This window comes from Sporosarcina sp. ZBG7A, from assembly GCF_000813425.1.
Classification (GTDB): Bacteria; Bacillota; Bacilli; order Bacillales_A; family Planococcaceae; genus Sporosarcina.
In genome coordinates this window covers 42,822-60,829 of the sequence record NZ_JWIB01000008.1, presented here as the reverse complement: position 1 = coordinate 60,829, position 18,008 = coordinate 42,822, and the positions used below count along the sequence as shown (strand labels likewise).

Here is an 18,008-nt window from a genome sequence, read left to right as displayed (position 1 = left end):
GAGGAGGTTATAAAATGGCTAAGGAATGTGTAATTACTGGTCGCAAAGCACGTGCAGGGAATAATCGTTCCCACGCAATGAACTCTAGCAAACGTGTATGGGGTGCGAACCTTCAAAAAGTCCGTATTCTTGTAAACGGCAAACCGAAGCGTGTTTGGGTATCTGCCCGCGCACTTAAATCAGGTAAAGTTCAACGCGTATAATAGACCGCAACCAATAAAAACGCCAGGCTGAATTTCAGCCCGGCGTTTTTTCATGTCGCTTTTTTCGCTTCTTAGATGCTGTAGAGGTCGATTTCGCTTTCGCTGTATCCTCCTTAGAAAACACGACCATGCACTTTCGTACAATTCCACTTACAAACTTAGGCAATGTAAAAGTATAAATCCGCAACTCCCCACTCCTTTCAGGAATCTGAGCTCCTTACCATTAAACATATGCCGGCTTGCAGTGAGATAGTACAAGATGGTTCAACAATCTCGTTGCTTGTGAAGCGAGTATCACCAAGATGTATGTCTTCAGAGAATACTTCATACTTCACTCCAGTCAACGTCAAATCCCTTACAGCTTCTGTCATGCTATAAAACGATAGATACGGAAATCGGTCATTCTTCTTGAAGATATGAGTACCTTTTTGAAGTAGTGTCAGCTCATTTTGTCTGTTCGCTAGGGTCAATTGTGTGGACTTCATCTCCCCTGCGTTACGAACTAGGAGTTGAACTGCGGAAAACATATGGTCTAGACGTCCACCTGTTACTCCAGTCAAGATAATCCTTTCCGGATTCCAAGAATAAGCAAGGTTTAATGCAAGTTCAGTATCGGTCTCGTCTTTCTCTGGAGGACGTCTTTCAATGAAACAACCTGACGCCTCTATTTTCTCCATTTCCTCTTCACTAACGGAATCGAAATCTCCAACTGCCGCCAATGGAACGATTCCTGCATCTAGCAGTTGGAGAGTGCCACGATCAGCCCCTATGAATTCTGTTTCTTCATCTAAAAAGAGAGCCAGAGGGATAATTTCTTCCTCTGGCCCCCCTGCACATATTATGATCGTCTTCACTTGGATTGCGCCTTTTCACCTGCAGTACGGATGTTTTGGATCGCCGCAGCACGGTCATCCTGATTATAAACCGCTGATCCTGCAACAAATACAGTTGCGCCCGCCTCCACACACGTTCCAATCGTTTCAGGTGTAATTCCACCGTCAATTTCTATCTCGATGGACAGATTACGCTCTTTAATTATATCAGAGAGCTGTTTGACTTTAGGAACGACAGAAGATATGAACTTCTGTCCGCCAAATCCAGGATTCACTGTCATGAATAGAACAAGGTCAATATCCTCAAGCACATGGAGAATGGTTTCAACAGGTGTATGTGGATTTAACACAACGCCTGGTTTCACTCCATGAGAGCGGATTAGCTGAATCGTTCTATGCAGATGACGACATGTCTCAACGTGGACCGTAATGTAATCCGCTCCTGCTTTTGCAAATTGCTCAATGTAGCGATCTGGTTCTTCGATCATCAAGTGGACATCTAATGGCAAGGTTGTAACAGGGCGGATTGCTTCAACAATCAATGGTCCAATTGTAATATTCGGGACAAAATGGCCGTCCATCACATCGACGTGAATCCAATCCGCACCTCCTTGCTCCACTTCTTTGATTTCTTCCCCAAGCTTTGCAAAATCCGCTGATAAGATAGAAGGTGCTATTTTTAACATACTATTCAATACCTCGGCTTTCTATCAGATATTTCTTGCAAGAACTGCAAGTAATGATTATATCGGCTTTGAAGGATTTCGCCGGATTCCACCTGTCTTTTCACTTCACAAGAAGGTTCTTTCAAGTGCAGGCATCCTCTAAATTTACATTGTTCCGAGGCTTCAAGGAACTCCGGAAAACAGCTTCCCAATTCCTGTTTTTCAAGGGTTTCAAATTCCAAAGAACTAAACCCTGGTGTATCTGCCACTAAACCACCACCTACTTCATGTAATTCAACATGACGTGTTGTATGTTTACCTCGACCAAGTGATTCCGAGATCTCACCTGTTTCAAGGGATAGATTAGGTAATAGTGTATTCAACAATGTCGATTTCCCAACTCCAGATTGACCTGCAAGAACGGTAGTCTGTCCCTCCAAATAAGGACGCAACTTTTCCAAGAGTCCTGGTTCGTCAATAGAAGTCATCAAGACCGAATAACCAATCGATCGGTAATACGCAGCCGCCTCTTCAGCCGCCTGCAACTCAGCTTCATCAGCTTTATCTTTTTTGGTTAAACAGATAACCGGCTCAATATGATGCGACTCGACAAGGACAAGAAAGCGATCCAGCAAGTTAGAACTGAACGTCGGCTCTACGATAGAGACAGCGAGTAGCGCCAAGTCAATATTGGATACTGGCGGGCGTACTAATTCATTTTTTCGTGGATGAACTTCAGTAATCGTCGCATCTTCTTCCCCTTCTTGCACGTACGTTACCCAGTCTCCGACAAGCGGAGTGATCTTCCGCTTTCGAAATACACCTCTTCCTCTACAGCGCACCGTTCCTCCATCGTACTTTACATAATAAAACCCACTAATCGCTTTTCGAATTTGACCTTCCGGCATCCTATCCCCATCCTTATTGAATATCTTTGTAGTCAAACGTCTTTTCTTCGATGATTGTTGTTCCCCGAAGAATTTTATAGCCGCCTCGTTGACCTTCTTCCAACTCGACTTTAATTTGTTCTTCTCTATCCTCTGTTATTTCAAATTCCTTTATTGGATCGGTCATGGAGTTCGCACGGTCTTGAATGTAGATTCGTACAGTTTGAGGGACTCGCTCTTCTTCACCGTCATCAGGCGATCCATCATCCTCCATCGCTTCGTAAGGAATCTTAATACGTTTCACGAAAGTTTTAACAGGCCTTTGAGCTGGCCCTTTTGAAACCGTTACGTTGACTTTCGATCCGATAGGTAGCGATTGGCTAGCAGATGGTTCCTGTTTCATGACCTGTCCTTCAGGAATGGTATCCGAGTTACTCTTTTTGACGACAATGATATTGAAACCTGAGGAAGTTGCATAAGCATTCAGCTGATCGTCCGTGAAGCCGATCAAACTTTCCAACGTCCTCGTTTCGGGACCTTTACTTACTGTGAAGACAACATCTGTTTCCCCCGGAACTACTTCTGTATCCGGATCGGGGTCTTGACTCAAGATGGTTCCTTCAGGCCGATCATCATAAATTTCTTCTGAGTTAACAGACTTGAATTCATAAGTTTCCAGTCGTTCTTTAATGGAATTATAGTCTCTATCCGTGTAATCACTAAAGGTCATCGTTTCTTTTCCTGTACTAATGTACAACTTGACCGAACTTCCTTTATCACGTTCTTTGTTTGCTTCAGGTATCGTTCGGAAAACTTCGCCTTTTTCATATTCCTCAGATGGTTGCGGAACTTTGTCGTCAACAACAAAACCACTTTCTTCAAGGAGTGCGATTGCATCTGCCTCATCTTTACCTAATACGTCAGGTACGGTCACTTTCTGATCGAACACGCCAGTAATATAAAGGACTGCGATTGCAGCTGCAATTAGAATTGCAATACTAGCAAAAATTGGCCACTTTTTACGTTTTTTCTTTTGAGGGACAGGCTTAGGTTTCACCGGCTCTGGCTCTATTCGAACCGGCTCCATTTTCACCGTCTGTTCAGAATCCAGTAAACTCGGTGCATCTTTAATGACAGGAAGTGCACGTGTTTCGTCCTCATCGAACGGGATCGTGAATTTTGGTTCATTAGAACGGGACGGGTTAAGCGCTGTTAGTAAGTCCTCATACATTGCATCCGCTGAGACATATCGATGTCTAGCGTCTTTTGCGGTTGCTTTTAAAATAATATTTTCAACACTTTGTGGGATCATCGGGAAATCAGCCCTCACAGAGGGTGTTTCTTCTTGAAGATGCTTGAGTGCAATCGCCACTGCTGATTCTGCTGAGAATGGGAGCTTCCCTGTTAGTAATTCGTAAAAGACGATTCCTAACGAGTACAGGTCAGATTTCTTAGTTGCCATACCACCTCGTGCTTGTTCTGGTGATAGGTAATGGACGGTCCCAAGCACGGAATTCGTTTTCGTATGGGATGTTGCTGTAAGCGCCATCGCAATTCCGAAGTCTGTGATTTTCACGTTCCCATCTTCATCCATTAGAATATTTTGCGGCTTCACATCACGGTGGATTATCCCATTGTGATGGGCATTGGAAATAGCGGCAACGAGCTGCAACATGATTGGAATGGCCTTTTCAGGTTCGAGTGGACCATTTTCCAAAATAAAGCGCTTTAATGTCAGACCTTTCACGTATTCCATCACTAAATAATGAAGTTCGTCTTCTTCTCCCACATCAAAAATATTGACGATGTTCGCATGGGTTAAACTGGTGGCAGAAAGCGCTTCACGTTGAAATCTGCGTTTCAACTCTTCTTCGTTTGCAAAATCATAGTTCAAGACTTTAATTGCGACATCCCGATCCAAAATAACATCATGTGCTACGTATACTTTTGACATCCCGCCTTCACCGATTGTGCCGATGATATCATAGCGATCACCAATTCGATTACCTATCATACAGCACCAGCTCCAAGGTCAGAGGAGGCAAGCAGTACCGCAGTAATGTTGTCCTCTCCACCCCTTTCGTTAGCCAAATCGATCAGTTGAATGACTTTTTCTTCAAGAGTGTTGTCCGCAACAATGAGTTCCCTCATCATTTCAGCTTCCACTTTGTTACTTAGACCATCTGTGCACAATAACAAATAGTCTCCTTTGGTAAAAGGTACATGATAAAATTCAGGCTCGATGTCGCGCTCAGAACCGACAGCTCGCATAATCCAATTTCGTTGAGGATGTACTTCCGCTTCTTCTTCCGTAATTTCGCCACTAGCTAGTAGTGCATTTACGTAGGAATGATCCTTAGTCAGCTGAGTGATTGTTTCAGAATTAACTGAGTAGACTCGGCTATCCCCAACGTGTGCGATGTAACAGCTTCCTTCTGCAATGACTGCAGCTTCTAACGTCGTTCCCATGCCTTCATGTTCAGGAGACGATTGTGCTTTTTCAAAAATTAGCTGGTTCACTTTACGAATAATCGTATCAAGCCATGCAATCCACGTCTCCTTAGATTGAGGTATGCTAGAACCTAATTTGCTGAAATGCTCTCCTATTAACGAGACAGCCATTGCACTTGCGACATCACCACTACGATGACCACCCATACCGTCAGCAATGACAGCGAGTGCATAGCCATTATCAAGTACAAATACAGCACCTTGGTCTTCGTTGAACGTGCGTTTCCTACCTATGTCGGTTCGTACACTGAAATGCATTGCGCTTCCCCCATCCCTGTACGTCTTTTTAGTCGTTACTAGCTGGTTTTTGCAAGGTAGCTGCAAAGAATCCATCACTACCAAAGTGTTGAGGCAATACTTGTAGCATTCCGTTCGGTGTCGCGAGTCCTGCTTCTTCGAAGAATTCCGGGACCAATTTCAAAGCTTCAGGATGACGTTCTAAAAATTGAAGAACAACTCCATCATTTTCGGTTTTATCGATGGTACATGTACTATAGACAATTTTCCCACCTGGCTTGACGAGTGTCCAAGCTGTTTCAAGTAACTCTGCTTGGATTTTTGTGAGTGATTCAAGGTCGGCTTCTGTCTTGTTATATTTAATTTCCGGTTTTCTGCGGATAACTCCCAGCCCACTACATGGAGCATCTACTAAAATTCGGTCGAAAGTGTTCGGTGCATACGTATATCCTAGTTCACGGCTATCACCACTAGATGTCCAAATCGATTTCAGACCTAACCGTTCTGCATTCTCTTCGATGAGTTGCAGTTTGTGTTCATGAAGATCGTGCGCATGCACTTCTCCTGTATCCTCTAAATGCTCAGCGATTTGCGTCGTTTTCCCGCCAGGTGCTGCACACATGTCAAGTACTTTCATACCTGGATGCACATCAAGTGCATAGACAGGAAGCATCGAGCTTTCATCTTGAACAGTTAGCCATCCTTTGGTATACGTATAGGTTTTCGCGACATTTCCTGAATGACAATAAATAGCTTCAGGTACCACTTTCCCTAACTCCACTTTAGCACCTTCACTCTTCAACTGATGCAACGCTTTTTCTACAGTTGTCTGAGCGATATTGACACGTGCCGTATTCGTTGGTGGCTCATTATTAGCACGTGCCATTTCTGAAGTGACTTCCAACCCGTACTGGTCAATCCAACGACGGATTAGCCACTCAGGATGACTTGTCTCTAATGACAGACGTGTAATTCCGTCCGTTACTTCATCAAGAGAACGGACTCCTTGGCGCAATACAGAGCGAAGTACTCCATTTACGAACCCGGTTGTTCCTTTATGTCCCCGTACTTTTGCGATTTCCACAGCTTCGTTTACAGCAGCATGTGGAGGAATCTTTGTTAAGTAGACGATCTGATACAGCGACATACGTAGCAATTCACGAACCCAATCATCCAGTTTCCCTTTGATGAATGGTGCTAGGTAGTAGTCTAACGTCAATCGATATTGCAACGTACCGTAAGTTAAATTCGTTAACAACGGTTTGTCCTGTTCTCTAATCGCATACGTTTTCATTGTTCGTGTTAGTAATAGATTGCTGTACGCTTGGTTACGACTCACTTCTAGTAAAATGGAAAGTGCCGCGTCGCGGACATTCCCTTGCAACATTATTTTCTTCTTTGCTGTCATAGGAAGAGATCTCCTTTTTTCCACTGGCTACCCGTTCCATTTAAGAAAACAGATGAAGTCATGCGTTTTTTGCCTGAAGGCTGCAATTCTGTAATCGCAACTGCTGTTTGATCACCGGACTTTACAAGGATATGTTCCTTCGTCAACTCGATGATTTCACCTGGCTTGCCTTCTTCTTCTGTTGCTATTGCTTCGGTCTTCCAGATCTTCACGTTTTCATCCCCGAATGTTGTATAAGCTGTTGGCCATGGAGAAAGCCCTCTAACTTGGTTGTGAATGTCCACACCAGGACGTGTCCAGTCAATACGCTCTTGTTCGCGTGAGATATTTCTCGCAAATGTAACCAGTTTTTCATCTTGAGGAATCCGTGTATTCGTTCCTTCCAAAATGGACGGCAACGTTTCTTTTAATAGAATTTCTCCCGTACGAGATAATTTTTCAAACATGATACCCGTATCATCAGTCGGTAAAATTGGTTCCGTCGCTTGTGAAATGATGTCCCCTGCATCGAGTTTCTGGACCATGTACATAATCGTTACACCAGTTTCGGTGCATCCATCCATGACGGCCTGATGGATAGGTGCCCCACCACGATACGCTGGAAGCAAGGAAGCGTGGACATTGATGCACCCTAGTCTAGGAACATCAAGCAATTCTTTTGGCAAAATCTGACCAAATGCTGCTGTGACGATTAAGTCCGGAGCAAGCGCTTTTATCTCTTCCAACTCAGCGGAGCCTTTCAATTTTTCAGGTTGAATGACAGGAAGCCCTAGACGCAATGCTTCCGCTTTCACAGGAGGTGGTGTCAAGACGCGCTTTCGGCCAACAGGTCTATCAGGTTGAGTCACAACTCCGACAATTGAATACCCTTCTTCATGAAGCATACGTAAAATAGGGGCTGAAAAATCAGGAGTTCCCATAAATAAAAGCTTATTCAATCCCTTCACCGTCCTTCTCAAGTTGAACAAGTTCTTCGTCCAATTCTTCAAATTCAGAAGCATCGACAATCCTGCTGATTTTCGTATTGAACAAAATGCCATCCAAGTGATCGATTTCATGCATAATTGCACGTGCCTCAAAACTTTCAGCTTCTAGTTCATAAAGTGAACCATCACGCTCTTGTGCTTCTAATCGTACATAGAAAGGACGCTTTACTTCACCGTACAAATCCGGGAAGCTGAGGCAGCCCTCCAAGTCCACATCTTCTCCACCAATTGCTGTAATGACTGGATTGATAAGTTCAATAGGTGGATCTCCTTCACCGATATCCACAATTGCAACACGGATCGAGTGACCGACTTGCGGTGCTGCAATTCCTACGCCATCTGAAGCAATCATCGTTTCCATCATATCGTCCAACAACCGATGTAAGTTGCGGTCAAATTTCGTCACTTCTTTTGTTTTCGTTTCTAATATTTCAGCTGGATATTTAACAATTTCTAGTACAGTCAAACAAATTCCTCTTTTCTGATCCCTATTCAGTAAATAACGACAGGTGATTTATCAACAGAAAGCAGTAATCCGTCTTTTATCCAATCTGTTCGATAAAAGCGGATGAGTGCTTGTAGCGTCTCTGTCAGTTTTGGTTCTTTTTTGTATTTTATCAAACATTGATAGCGATATCTATTATTCACCCGACTAATGGCAGAAGCTGTCGGACCGATAATGACGCTTTCTGGACTTAATCCGTCCGCCAAAAATCGCACAGCTTTTTCAGCATATCCCACAACTTTCATTAAGTCTTCGTGGCTAAATTGAACATTGACGATGTAGTAAAACGGAGGATACCCAAATTGCTTCCTACTACTCATCTCCATCTGATAAAACGGTTCATACACTTGAGCTTTAGCAAGTTCAATGGCGTAGTGTTCAGGCGTGTACGTTTGGACGAATACTTCCCCTTCCAATTCATGACGCCCTGCTCTCCCACTCACTTGTGTCAGCAATTGGAATGTTTTTTCCGCAGCTCTGAAATCTGCCAAATGGAGTGTCGTATCTGCCGCTAAAACACCGACCAATGTGATATTCGGAAAATCGAGCCCTTTGGCAATCATTTGTGTGCCAAGTAAAATATCTGCCTGGCCTTCACTGAATTTCTGGAGCAATCGGGCATGTGAGCCTTTTTGACGAGTCGTATCAACATCCATACGAAGCACGCGCGCTTCAGGGAACAGTTTTGTAATTTCTTCTTCCGCTTTTTGTGTGCCCGTTCCAAAAAATCGAATGTGCTCACTTTCGCATTCAGGACAAATGTGAGGCACTCGTTCTTCATGACCACAGTAATGGCATTTTAAATTTTCAGTAGCTCGATGATATGTCAATGAAATATCACAGTTCGGACATTGAATCGTCGTCCCACAATCTCTACATAAAACAAACGAAGAGAATCCACGTTTATTTAAAAATAGTACGGTCTGTTCCCGCTTGTCCAATCGATCCCGAATAGCTTCCGCCAACGGGACTGAAAACATCGAACGGTTACCTTCTTTCAGTTCAGCACGCATATCAACTATAGAGACGTTCGGTAGCTCCTGGTCTTTTGCACGCGTTGGCAATTCGAGAAGATGATAAACATCTTTTGAGGCACGCGCATAAGATTCAAGTGCAGGAGTTGCACTCCCGAGAATAACGGGACAGTGATTGAATTGTGCCCGCCAAATCGCGACATCCCTTGCATGATAACGTGGAGAATCTTCCTGCTTATAAGTCGATTCATGCTCTTCATCCAGAATAATGATCCCTAGTTTTTCAAACGGAGCAAAAATAGCAGAACGTGCTCCAACGACCACTTTTACTTCTTTCCGGTGAATTTTACGCCACTCATCATATTTCTCACCTGCAGATAGCGCACTATGCATAACTGCGACTTGATCGCCAAATCGCTCTTTGAATCGTGAAGTCATTTGAGGTGTCAATGAAATTTCAGGAACAAGAACGATTGCTTCTTTACCTGTTGATAGCACTTCTTCGATAGAGCGTAAGTAGACTTCTGTTTTGCCACTCCCTGTTATTCCATGCAATAGGAACGTCGTGTCAGAACTTGTTCGAAATGCATCAAGTACTTCATCTACAGCGTGTTGCTGATAACTAGTGAGCTGTTTGGGGATGGCAGTGTCTCGTATCTCCAAGGATTCAGGTTCGCGATACACTTCCAACTTTTTTTCTTGTGCAGCCCCTTTTTCGATTACTGTTTTCAGCACTGGTGCAGATACACTTGCATCCGCCATCAATTTTCCTGCTTCAATGGCTTGTCCAGCGTACGCTATCATCCACTCCATCAGTTCGCGCTGTTTAACTGCTTGCTTACTAAGTGTATCTATCAGTTGGTGAAGAATTTCTGCACTTTCTATATGAATCATGCGGACTCGTTTAACCGTAGTTTGTTGCTTAACCAGGGTATCGACACGCACAGCACCTGATTTTGTATACACTTTCAATTGCTTCAAAAGCTCGGGTGTGTCAGCATTTTTCAAAGGGACACGATCTCGTTTTTGAAGCATCTTCAAGAATGGTTCATCTGTAATCGCTTGAAGGTCCTCCACTTGGATAAACTTCTCATACTTTGCTCGCATTGCTGCTGGCAGCATGACTTGAAGAGCTTCTATACGATAGGCGAGCGTGTCTGTAGCAAGCCACTCCGAAAGTTCAAGTAACTCCGTAGAGAGAATTGGTTCAAAATCGATAAGCTCTTCTAAAGGTTTTATCTTACTGATGTCCAAGTCGCTTTCTTCTTTCAACGCAATCACATACCCTACAACTTTCCGTGGACCAAATGGGACTTTCACACGCATCCCAGGTTCAACAAATCCAGAAAACAGTTCAGGGATTTTATAGTCAAATGGACGATCTATCGGATACGCTGCGACGTCCACGATCACTTCAGCGATCATAGGGAATCTTGTCCTTCATGAACAATTGTTGTGAGTAGATGTTTTGCAAGCTCCTTTTTCTCCATAGCTGGGAACGAAATCTCAACACCAGTCCTTGAAATTAAAGTTACGACGTTGGCATCACTGCCAAAACCTCCTGCAGGATCTGTGACATCATTGACAATAATCCAATCGAGATTTTTCGATTCCAACTTACCTTTTCCATATGTAACGGCATCTGTCGTTTCTGCCGCAAATCCGATGAGCCGTTGCGTCGATTTCATTTCACCTAACGATTTCAAAATATCGGTTGTCCGCTCCAGCTCCAACGATGCAGCACCTTCTTTTTTCTTCATCTTTTGGTCATGTACTTTTTTTGGACGATAATCCGCAACTGCAGCAGATTTCACGACGTAATCTGCATCCGTATACTGACCCAACACTGCAGCAAGCATTTCAGCTGCACTCTCGACACGAATAAGCTCTACACCTGTAGGCGGGTCAAGCGACACAGGTCCTGAAATAAGAACCGTTTCAGCTCCTAGTTCAACCGCAGCTTGTGCCATCGCATACCCCATCTTGCCACTTGAAAAATTTGAAATGTATCGGACCGGATCAATCCGCTCTAATGTCGGACCTGCTGTTACGACGACTTTTTTTCCAGCTAGCGGAAGCTTCGGAGTTTCATTGAAAAACGAATCGATTAATTCTACAATGCGCTCAGGCTCTTCCAGACGGCCTTTGCCAACATATCCACATGCTAAAAAGCCCTCGGATGGTTCGATGAATCGAACGCCGTCTCGATAAAGGCGATCGATATTCCGAAGAACCGCTGGATGCTCATACATATGGACATTCATCGCAGGGGCAATCCATACAGGAGCTGTCGCTGCAAGTAAGAGGGTTGATGCCATATCATCTGCGATGCCATTTGCTAGTTTGCCTATGAAATTTGCAGTAGTCGGTGCCACGATTATTAAATCTGCCCAGTCTGCAAGATCGATGTGTGCTATAACTGACGAATCTTTCTCATCGAACGTATCGTAATAAACATCGTTCCGGGACATCACCTGAAACGATAGCGGCTGAACGAATTCCATCGCAGAGCGGGTCATCACCACTTTCACCTGCGCTCCGGATTGACTCAATTTACTAACCAGTGCAACCGCTTTGTAGACTGCAATGCCACCGGTCACACAAAGCAAAACTTTTTTATTGGCTAACAACACCTTCATCCTCCCCGAAAATGACAAACTCCCAAAGAAAGTACATTTTCTAAGGGAGCTTCCATATGTGTATTCAACTCAAGTACGTTTAAATTTCGTCCTCATAGACAACGGAAGCGTCCGTCTTGCGTTTATGAAGCATGCCTGCTGCTACTTCTTCAAGAGCTTTACCGACATTTTTATGTGATGTATAGGAAACGAGTTGCTCATCTTTCTTTTCTTGCATTTCGCGAGCTCTCTTTGCAGCAAGTGAAACGAGTGTGTACTTTGAGTCGATCTTCTCTTTTAGTGAATCTACAGATGGATATAACATTGTCTTATTCCCCTTCCAACATGGCTAAATAACGTTCTTCAACGCGTTCTCTTCGACAGTGCTCAGCTGTGACAATTGCATTGATGCGATCACAAGCTTTCGTCACTTCATCATTTTCTACTACATAATCATACAAGTCCATCATCTCTAACTCGTCACGCGCTTTTGCGACACGTGATGCGATGACTTCCAGAACTTCTGTTCCTCGACCTACGAGCCGTTGCTCTAAATGTGAAAGACTTGGTGGCGCTAAGAAAATAAATAGACCGTCTGGCATTTTCTCCCGCACTTGTGCAGCACCGACTACTTCAATTTCCAAGAAAACATCTCTTCCGGAATCGAGTGTTTCGTTGACATAATCAAGCGGTGTACCGTAATAGTTTCCGACATACTCCGCATGCTCAAGAAGTCTACCTTCCTCAATCAGTGTTTCGAATACTTCACGTGGACGGAAAAAATAATCGACTCCATCCACTTCGCCTTCTCTTGGCTGACGCGTCGTCATCGATATCGAATATTCATAATTGGTGTCCGGCTGTGTAAATAGCTCTTTCCGGACAGTTCCTTTTCCGACTCCCGATGGGCCAGAAAGAACAATCAAAAGTCCTCGTTGTTTAAACATGCGATCCCTCTTCTAATGTAGTCTCTCCATTCAAATCATCCCTAATCCAGTTCGATCCGAAGTTTGTATTCGTATTATACCATATGTTTGACGCGTAGTGCTAAAATGGAGGAAACGAAAAGAAAGAGGAATTCACATGGCATTTGACGGGTTGTTCACAACCGCGATGAAACGCGAACTACAAACTATTGAAAATGGAAGAATCACAAAGATTCACCAACCAAACGCTCAAGAAACCGTATTCATTATCCGTGCAGGCGGTCAAAACCGAAAATTACTTTTTTCGGTGCATCCATCCTATGCACGCGTACAATTTACAGAAGAAACGATTCAAAACCCAAAAGAGCCTCCAATGTTTTGCATGACACTGCGGAAACATCTTGAAGGGGGAACCATTACAGCCGTTGAGCAAATGGGAACTGACCGAATCTTGAAGTTTACCATCCGCTCAAAAAACGAAATTGGTGACGACATGGAACGTGCGATCATATTTGAAATCATGGGTCGTCACAGTAACTTTTTACTGATTGATCCTGAACGGGATATGATTATCGACAGCATGAAGCATTTGCCTCCGAGCGTAAACAGCTACCGCACAATTATGCCTGGGCAACCGTATATTCCGGCTCCACCACAAGATAAACGGAATCCCTTTACACTCACACAAGAAGTCTTTGAAGAATTGCTCCCGACGTTTGATACTCCGAAAGCAGTCGTTCAGGAACTATCAGGATTTTCACCCATTCACGCTGAAGAACTCCTGTATCGATTAAAGAGTTCAACAGGGCAATCTGCATTCCAGACATATCTATCATTTGTTCAGATATTTTCAGAGGGTCCAATCCATCCGAACACTTTAGAAAAAGACGGGAAGTTATTATTTTCTGCAGCTGAGCTAACTTTCACTCAAGGAGCCGAGATTGTTTATCCAACCCTTGGTGAATTGTTGGATAAAGTCTACTTTGCTCGTGCGGTTCGGGAACGAGTTAAAGCACAAGCGGCCGATTTAGAGCGCTGGCTGGATAACGAAATTGCGAAATTGAAATTAAAAGTCCAAAAGCTAGAAAAAGAACGCAACGATGCGGGACGTCTTGATACTTTCCAGCTTTATGGAGAGCTTCTGACAGCGAATAGTTATGCGATTGAAAAGGGGCAAAAAGAGGCAGTTGTTGAAAACTATTACGAGCAAGGAACGACGGTCACCATTCAGCTCGATCCACGCAAATCCGTGATTGACAATGCGCAGCGCTATTTTTCCAAGTATACAAAAGCGAAGAATGCCTTGATTCAACTCGCAAGTCAATTAGAAAAAGCACACGAGGACATCGAGTATTTTGAAATGGTGAAACAGCAGGTCATGCAAGCATCTACTGACGATATCGATGAAATCCGGGATGAACTTGCGGAACTCGGTCTCATGAAAGCTCGAAAAGGCAAGAAGAAAGTGAAACCGAAGAAGCCCATGCCGGAATCGTACCAGTCGACCGATGGTATTAAAATCTCAGTCGGAAAAAATAACCGACAAAATGATTGGCTAACTTCTAAGCTTGCTGCACGGAATCACATTTGGCTTCATACAAAAGATATACCTGGATCTCACGTTGTGATTCACGATGAAGATCCGAGTGAAAAAACGATTCAAGAAGCCGCGACGCTCGCCGCCTACTTCAGTAAAGCGCGAGGTTCAGCATCTGTTCCTGTCGATTTCACAGAAGTTCGTCACGTGAAAAAGCCCAATGGTTCAAAACCAGGATTTGTCATCTATTTTGAACAAAAGACGATTTTTGTCACGCCGGATGAAGATGTCGTACGACAATTGAAAGCATAACCGAGACCAGCTAGGCTTAACGCCTTGCTGGTTTTTCTTATGTTGTTTTGGGGGGTGATCATAAACCCTAGAATTCGATCATAAACTCGAGAAAATGATCATAAATCGTCGAAAACGCTCATAAAACACAAAATGTGATCATAAACATCATTTTGCGCTCATAAACTCCAAAAAGTGATCATAAATCGACAAAACTGCTCATAAACCAACCTTCCCTTACATATATCTCCTCGAATCGCCGCAAAACTACATAGGAATTCACTTTCTCCCAACAAACGACACCCATCGAATGCTGTCGATTAAAAAATCTCCATAAAAAAAGAAGCACAGCGTAAAACGCCAGCTTCCGTCATTTATTGCAATGTGCCTGATTTTAATTTTTGGTGCCAGTCAAGGAGAGAGGCAACGGATTCTTCGCGGATTGCTCCGGAACGGGTTGCGACTTCAGCGAGGGCATTGAAATCTGTGAGGCTTGTGTAGGATAAACCAGCTTTTTCGAAAGCAGTGTCTGCACTTTCCAATCCGTATGTAAAGATGGAGACAACGCCTTCTACTTGAACGCCAGCTTCTAGCAATGCGTCAGCTGCTGTCAAACTACTACCACCCGTAGAAATTAAATCTTCCACAATGACAGCACGGTCTTCCGGCTTAATTTTCCCTTCGATTTGCTTGCTTCGTCCATGTCCTTTCGCTTTCGAACGAACATACACCATCGGCAACCCTAAAATATCAGCAATCCATGCTGCATGTGGAATTCCCGCTGTTGCAGTACCCGCGATGACAGTTGTTTCTGGATAATTTGCTTTAATAGAAGCTGCCATTCCCTCAGCAATTCGTCTTCTACCGCCTGGATCTGACATAATGAGACGGTTGTCACAATAGATGGGTGATTGAATGCCAGACGCCCATGTGAAGGGTTCATCTGGACTAAGGGTTACAGCCCCTACGTGCAATAAAATTTTCGCGATTTCTTGTTTTGTCATCATTCACTCAGTCCTTTCCACTGTCGTGCAATTTCCTTGTAAGCAGCTAACGGATCTGCAGCTCCTGTAATCGAGCGACCAACCACAATATGTGTCGATCCCATTTTCTTAGCTTCCGCTGGTGTCGCGATTCGTTTTTGATCGTGAGCTGCATCATTTGCAAGTCGAATACCTGGTGTCACTTTCAAAAACTCGTTTCCACATACTTCAGCAATAGATCCCGCTTCTAAAACGGAGCATACGACACCGTCTAACTTGGAAGCTTGAGCAAGTTTTGCATAATGGAGGACTGAATCGTTCAATGAAGTTTGAATGAGCTGCTCGCGCTGCATCTGATCTTCCGTTGTTGAAGTCAACTGTGTGACCGCAATGATCGCAGGTCTCTTCTTACCCGTTGCAGTACCTATATCCAAGCCTTCAAGTGCTGCATCCATCATGAATGAGCCCCCTGCTGCATGCACATTCACTAAATCAGCACCAACTGACGCGAGTGAAGTCATCGCGGACTTCACGGTATTCGGAATATCATGTAATTTCAAATCTAGAAACACGTCAAATCCTTGTTCTTTTAGACGATAAACAATTGCTGGACCTTCTTTGTAAAAAAGTTGCATCCCTACTTTGACAAACGTACCGCTTTCAAAAGGTTTTAAAAAGGATAATGCGGCTTCTTGGTGTTCGAAATCCAATGCAATGATTGGGGATGTGTTCATACCGCATGACTCCTTCCGATTAAATCTGTAATTGTTTTTAACCCTAGTTCATCTAACAAGGTTGGCAAGGCATGAATGATTTCCGGACAAACGAATGGATTGACAAAGTTTGCTGTGCCGACTGCTACTGCACTTGCTCCTGCTGATAAAAAGTCGATCACATCGTCTGCGTCCGTTACTCCGCCCATTCCGATGATAGGAATATTAACCGCTTTACTCACTTCATACACCATTCGAATAGCTACAGGTTTGACTGCTGGTCCAGAAAGTCCACCAGTTCCGTTTGCGATGACTGGCTTCCCTGTTTTCCGGTCAAGGCGCATGCCAACGAGTGTATTGATCATGGTAATACCATCTGCTCCAGCTGCTTCCACAGCTTTAGCAATTACAGTGATGTCCGATACATTTGGTGATAGTTTCACATAAACCGGGACACTTGATACTTCTTTTACAGCCGAAGTCAACTCTGCTGCAAGTTTTGGATCTGTTCCGAATGCAATTCCGCCGCATTTTACATTCGGACATGAAATATTTAGTTCTAACGCATTCACGTTGGGTGCCTTAGATATAGCTTCAGCAACTTGTACATAATCTTCCGTTTCAGAGCCTGCCACATTAGCTATAATCGGAACGTCATGTTGTGCAAGTCGCGTTAACTCTTCTGCCATCACCCGTTCCAATCCTGGATTTTGAAGTCCGATTGCATTCAACATACCTGCAGCCGTTTCCGCTACACGTGGTGTCGGGTTGCCGAAACGTGTTTCCAGCGTCGTTGCTTTAATCATAATTGCCCCAAGCTGTGACAAATCATACAAATTTCCATACTCTTTACCGAACCCGAAACATCCAGAAGCAGGCATGATCGGATTTTTTAGTGACAAACCAGGTAATTCAACAGCTAATCGATTCATATCGCAACCACCCCCGCCGGAAATACAGGTCCATCCGAGCAAACTTTGACGTAAGGCATGTCTTGTCCCGTTTGAGTTTCACATACACATGCGAAACAAGCACCAATGCCACACCCCATGCGCTGTTCAAACGATAAGAATCCCTGTTTATCATGAAATGCTTGCTGTACTGCATGAAGCATTGGAGTTGGGCCACATGTATAATATGTTGTGAAATCTACAGGATTTCGTGCAAGGGAATCTGTGACAAAACCTTGTTCCCCCGCACTACCATCTGCAGTTACGATTCTTGTCTCGCCAAGTGCTGCAAATTCTTCCTCATAAAATACAGCAGTAGCTGATTGAAATCCTAGAATATGTACGCAGTGAACGCCTTTGGCTGTCAGTTCTTTCGACAATTGATACAAAGGAGGAACTCCAATTCCGCCCCCAATCAGTAGTGCTGTTTCTCCCGGTGCTGAATTGTCTGCAGAAAAGCCATTTCCAAGCGGACCAAGAACATCTACTTCTACACCAATTTGTTTTGCAGCAAGTAACTGGGTTCCCCTGCCTTCAGCGCGGAAAATAAGTGTCATCTGTTCTTTTTCTTTATCGAATGAAGCAATTGAAATCGGTCGTCTAAGTAATGGTTCAAATGTATCCGTTACACGGATGTGAACAAATTGACCAGGTGAAGCGATTTCTTTCACTAAGTTACCTTCAAGTACCATTTCAATAATATTATCGGCGATTTGACGTGTTGCGCATATAGTCATTCTGTTCTGCACAATCATGCAAGAACCCCCTTCTATTTCTCTGG

Annotated in this window: 19 protein-coding genes; 2 read left to right on the top strand and 17 right to left on the bottom strand. The window is 43.8% G+C overall.

Going from position 1 to position 18,008, the window contains the following annotated elements; translation table 11 throughout:
• Positions 1-14: 14 nt before the first annotated feature.
• Complete coding sequence (rpmB, locus tag RL70_RS02685) at positions 15-203, top strand: 50S ribosomal protein L28 (protein ID WP_039041889.1); 189 nt, start codon at positions 15-17, stop codon at positions 201-203.
• A 34-nt stretch (positions 204-237) separates the two neighbouring features.
• Here rpmB and spoVM read toward each other — a convergent pair whose 3' ends face one another.
• From spoVM to gmk, 13 genes are all read right to left on the bottom strand, one after another.
• Complete coding sequence (gene spoVM / locus RL70_RS17720) at positions 238-390, bottom strand: stage V sporulation protein SpoVM (RefSeq protein ID WP_156028917.1); 153 nt, start codon at positions 388-390, stop codon at positions 238-240.
• Positions 391-403: 13 nt separating this feature from the next.
• Positions 404-1,057, bottom strand: coding sequence for a thiamine diphosphokinase (locus tag RL70_RS02680; protein ID WP_039041888.1), 654 nt, complete (start codon positions 1,055-1,057; stop codon positions 404-406).
• A complete protein-coding gene (gene rpe / locus RL70_RS02675) occupies positions 1,054-1,722 on the bottom strand; it encodes a ribulose-phosphate 3-epimerase (RefSeq protein WP_039041997.1) in 669 nt (222 codons plus the stop codon). Before rpe ends, RL70_RS02680 begins: the two co-directional genes overlap by 4 nt.
• A 5-nt stretch (positions 1,723-1,727) precedes the next feature.
• On the bottom strand, positions 1,728-2,609 hold the full coding sequence (gene rsgA / locus RL70_RS02670) for a ribosome small subunit-dependent GTPase A (RefSeq protein ID WP_039041887.1): 882 nt from the start codon (positions 2,607-2,609) through the stop codon (positions 1,728-1,730).
• A gap of 13 nt (positions 2,610-2,622) precedes the next feature.
• A complete protein-coding gene (gene pknB / locus RL70_RS02665) occupies positions 2,623-4,602 on the bottom strand; it encodes a Stk1 family PASTA domain-containing Ser/Thr kinase (protein ID WP_039041886.1) in 1,980 nt (659 codons plus the stop codon).
• Positions 4,599-5,357: a Stp1/IreP family PP2C-type Ser/Thr phosphatase gene (locus RL70_RS02660; RefSeq protein ID WP_039041885.1), complete on the bottom strand. Its 759-nt coding sequence runs from the start codon at positions 5,355-5,357 to the stop codon at positions 4,599-4,601. Before RL70_RS02660 ends, pknB begins: the two co-directional genes overlap by 4 nt.
• A gap of 28 nt (positions 5,358-5,385) precedes the next feature.
• Positions 5,386-6,744: a 16S rRNA (cytosine(967)-C(5))-methyltransferase RsmB gene (gene rsmB / locus RL70_RS02655; RefSeq protein ID WP_039041884.1), complete on the bottom strand. Its 1,359-nt coding sequence runs from the start codon at positions 6,742-6,744 to the stop codon at positions 5,386-5,388.
• Positions 6,741-7,682, bottom strand: coding sequence for a methionyl-tRNA formyltransferase (gene fmt / locus RL70_RS02650; protein WP_039041883.1), 942 nt, complete (start codon positions 7,680-7,682; stop codon positions 6,741-6,743). Before fmt ends, rsmB begins: the two co-directional genes overlap by 4 nt.
• Positions 7,675-8,196 (bottom strand): peptide deformylase, encoded by a 522-nt coding sequence (def, locus tag RL70_RS02645; RefSeq protein WP_039041882.1) that lies wholly within the window; start codon positions 8,194-8,196, stop codon positions 7,675-7,677. Before def ends, fmt begins: the two co-directional genes overlap by 8 nt.
• A 26-nt stretch (positions 8,197-8,222) precedes the next feature.
• Positions 8,223-10,634, bottom strand: coding sequence for a primosomal protein N' (gene priA, locus RL70_RS02640; RefSeq protein ID WP_039041881.1), 2,412 nt, complete (start codon positions 10,632-10,634; stop codon positions 8,223-8,225).
• Positions 10,631-11,839 (bottom strand): bifunctional phosphopantothenoylcysteine decarboxylase/phosphopantothenate--cysteine ligase CoaBC, encoded by a 1,209-nt coding sequence (coaBC, locus tag RL70_RS02635; RefSeq protein WP_039041996.1) that lies wholly within the window; start codon positions 11,837-11,839, stop codon positions 10,631-10,633. Before coaBC ends, priA begins: the two co-directional genes overlap by 4 nt.
• Before the next feature lie 88 nt (positions 11,840-11,927).
• Positions 11,928-12,152 carry a DNA-directed RNA polymerase subunit omega gene (gene rpoZ / locus RL70_RS02630; protein ID WP_025785112.1) on the bottom strand — a complete coding sequence of 75 codons (225 nt, stop codon included), beginning with the start codon at positions 12,150-12,152 and terminating at the stop codon, positions 11,928-11,930.
• A 4-nt stretch (positions 12,153-12,156) separates the two neighbouring features.
• Entirely contained in the window at positions 12,157-12,774 is a 618-nt protein-coding gene (gene gmk / locus RL70_RS02625) for a guanylate kinase (RefSeq protein ID WP_039041880.1), read from the bottom strand.
• A 136-nt stretch (positions 12,775-12,910) separates the two neighbouring features.
• On the opposite strand from gmk, the gene RL70_RS02620 reads away from it, so the two are divergent.
• The gene (locus RL70_RS02620) at positions 12,911-14,602 is read left to right on the top strand and encodes an NFACT family protein (RefSeq protein WP_039041879.1); all 1,692 of its coding nucleotides are present in this window, start codon (positions 12,911-12,913) and stop codon (positions 14,600-14,602) included.
• A 353-nt stretch (positions 14,603-14,955) separates the two neighbouring features.
• Here RL70_RS02620 and pyrE read toward each other — a convergent pair whose 3' ends face one another.
• The 4 genes from pyrE to RL70_RS02600 are packed head-to-tail and all read right to left on the bottom strand — an operon-like array spanning position 14,956 to position 17,982.
• Positions 14,956-15,588 carry an orotate phosphoribosyltransferase gene (pyrE, locus tag RL70_RS02615; RefSeq protein WP_039041878.1) on the bottom strand — a complete coding sequence of 211 codons (633 nt, stop codon included), beginning with the start codon at positions 15,586-15,588 and terminating at the stop codon, positions 14,956-14,958.
• Entirely contained in the window at positions 15,585-16,298 is a 714-nt protein-coding gene (gene pyrF, locus RL70_RS02610; protein ID WP_039041877.1) for an orotidine-5'-phosphate decarboxylase, read from the bottom strand. Before pyrF ends, pyrE begins: the two co-directional genes overlap by 4 nt.
• Positions 16,295-17,209 (bottom strand): dihydroorotate dehydrogenase, encoded by a 915-nt coding sequence (locus tag RL70_RS02605; protein WP_039041876.1) that lies wholly within the window; start codon positions 17,207-17,209, stop codon positions 16,295-16,297. Before RL70_RS02605 ends, pyrF begins: the two co-directional genes overlap by 4 nt.
• The gene (locus tag RL70_RS02600; protein ID WP_039041875.1) at positions 17,206-17,982 is read right to left on the bottom strand and encodes a dihydroorotate dehydrogenase electron transfer subunit; all 777 of its coding nucleotides are present in this window, start codon (positions 17,980-17,982) and stop codon (positions 17,206-17,208) included. The genes RL70_RS02605 and RL70_RS02600 overlap by 4 nt, the downstream gene beginning before the upstream one ends.
• Positions 17,983-18,008 lie beyond the last annotated feature (26 nt).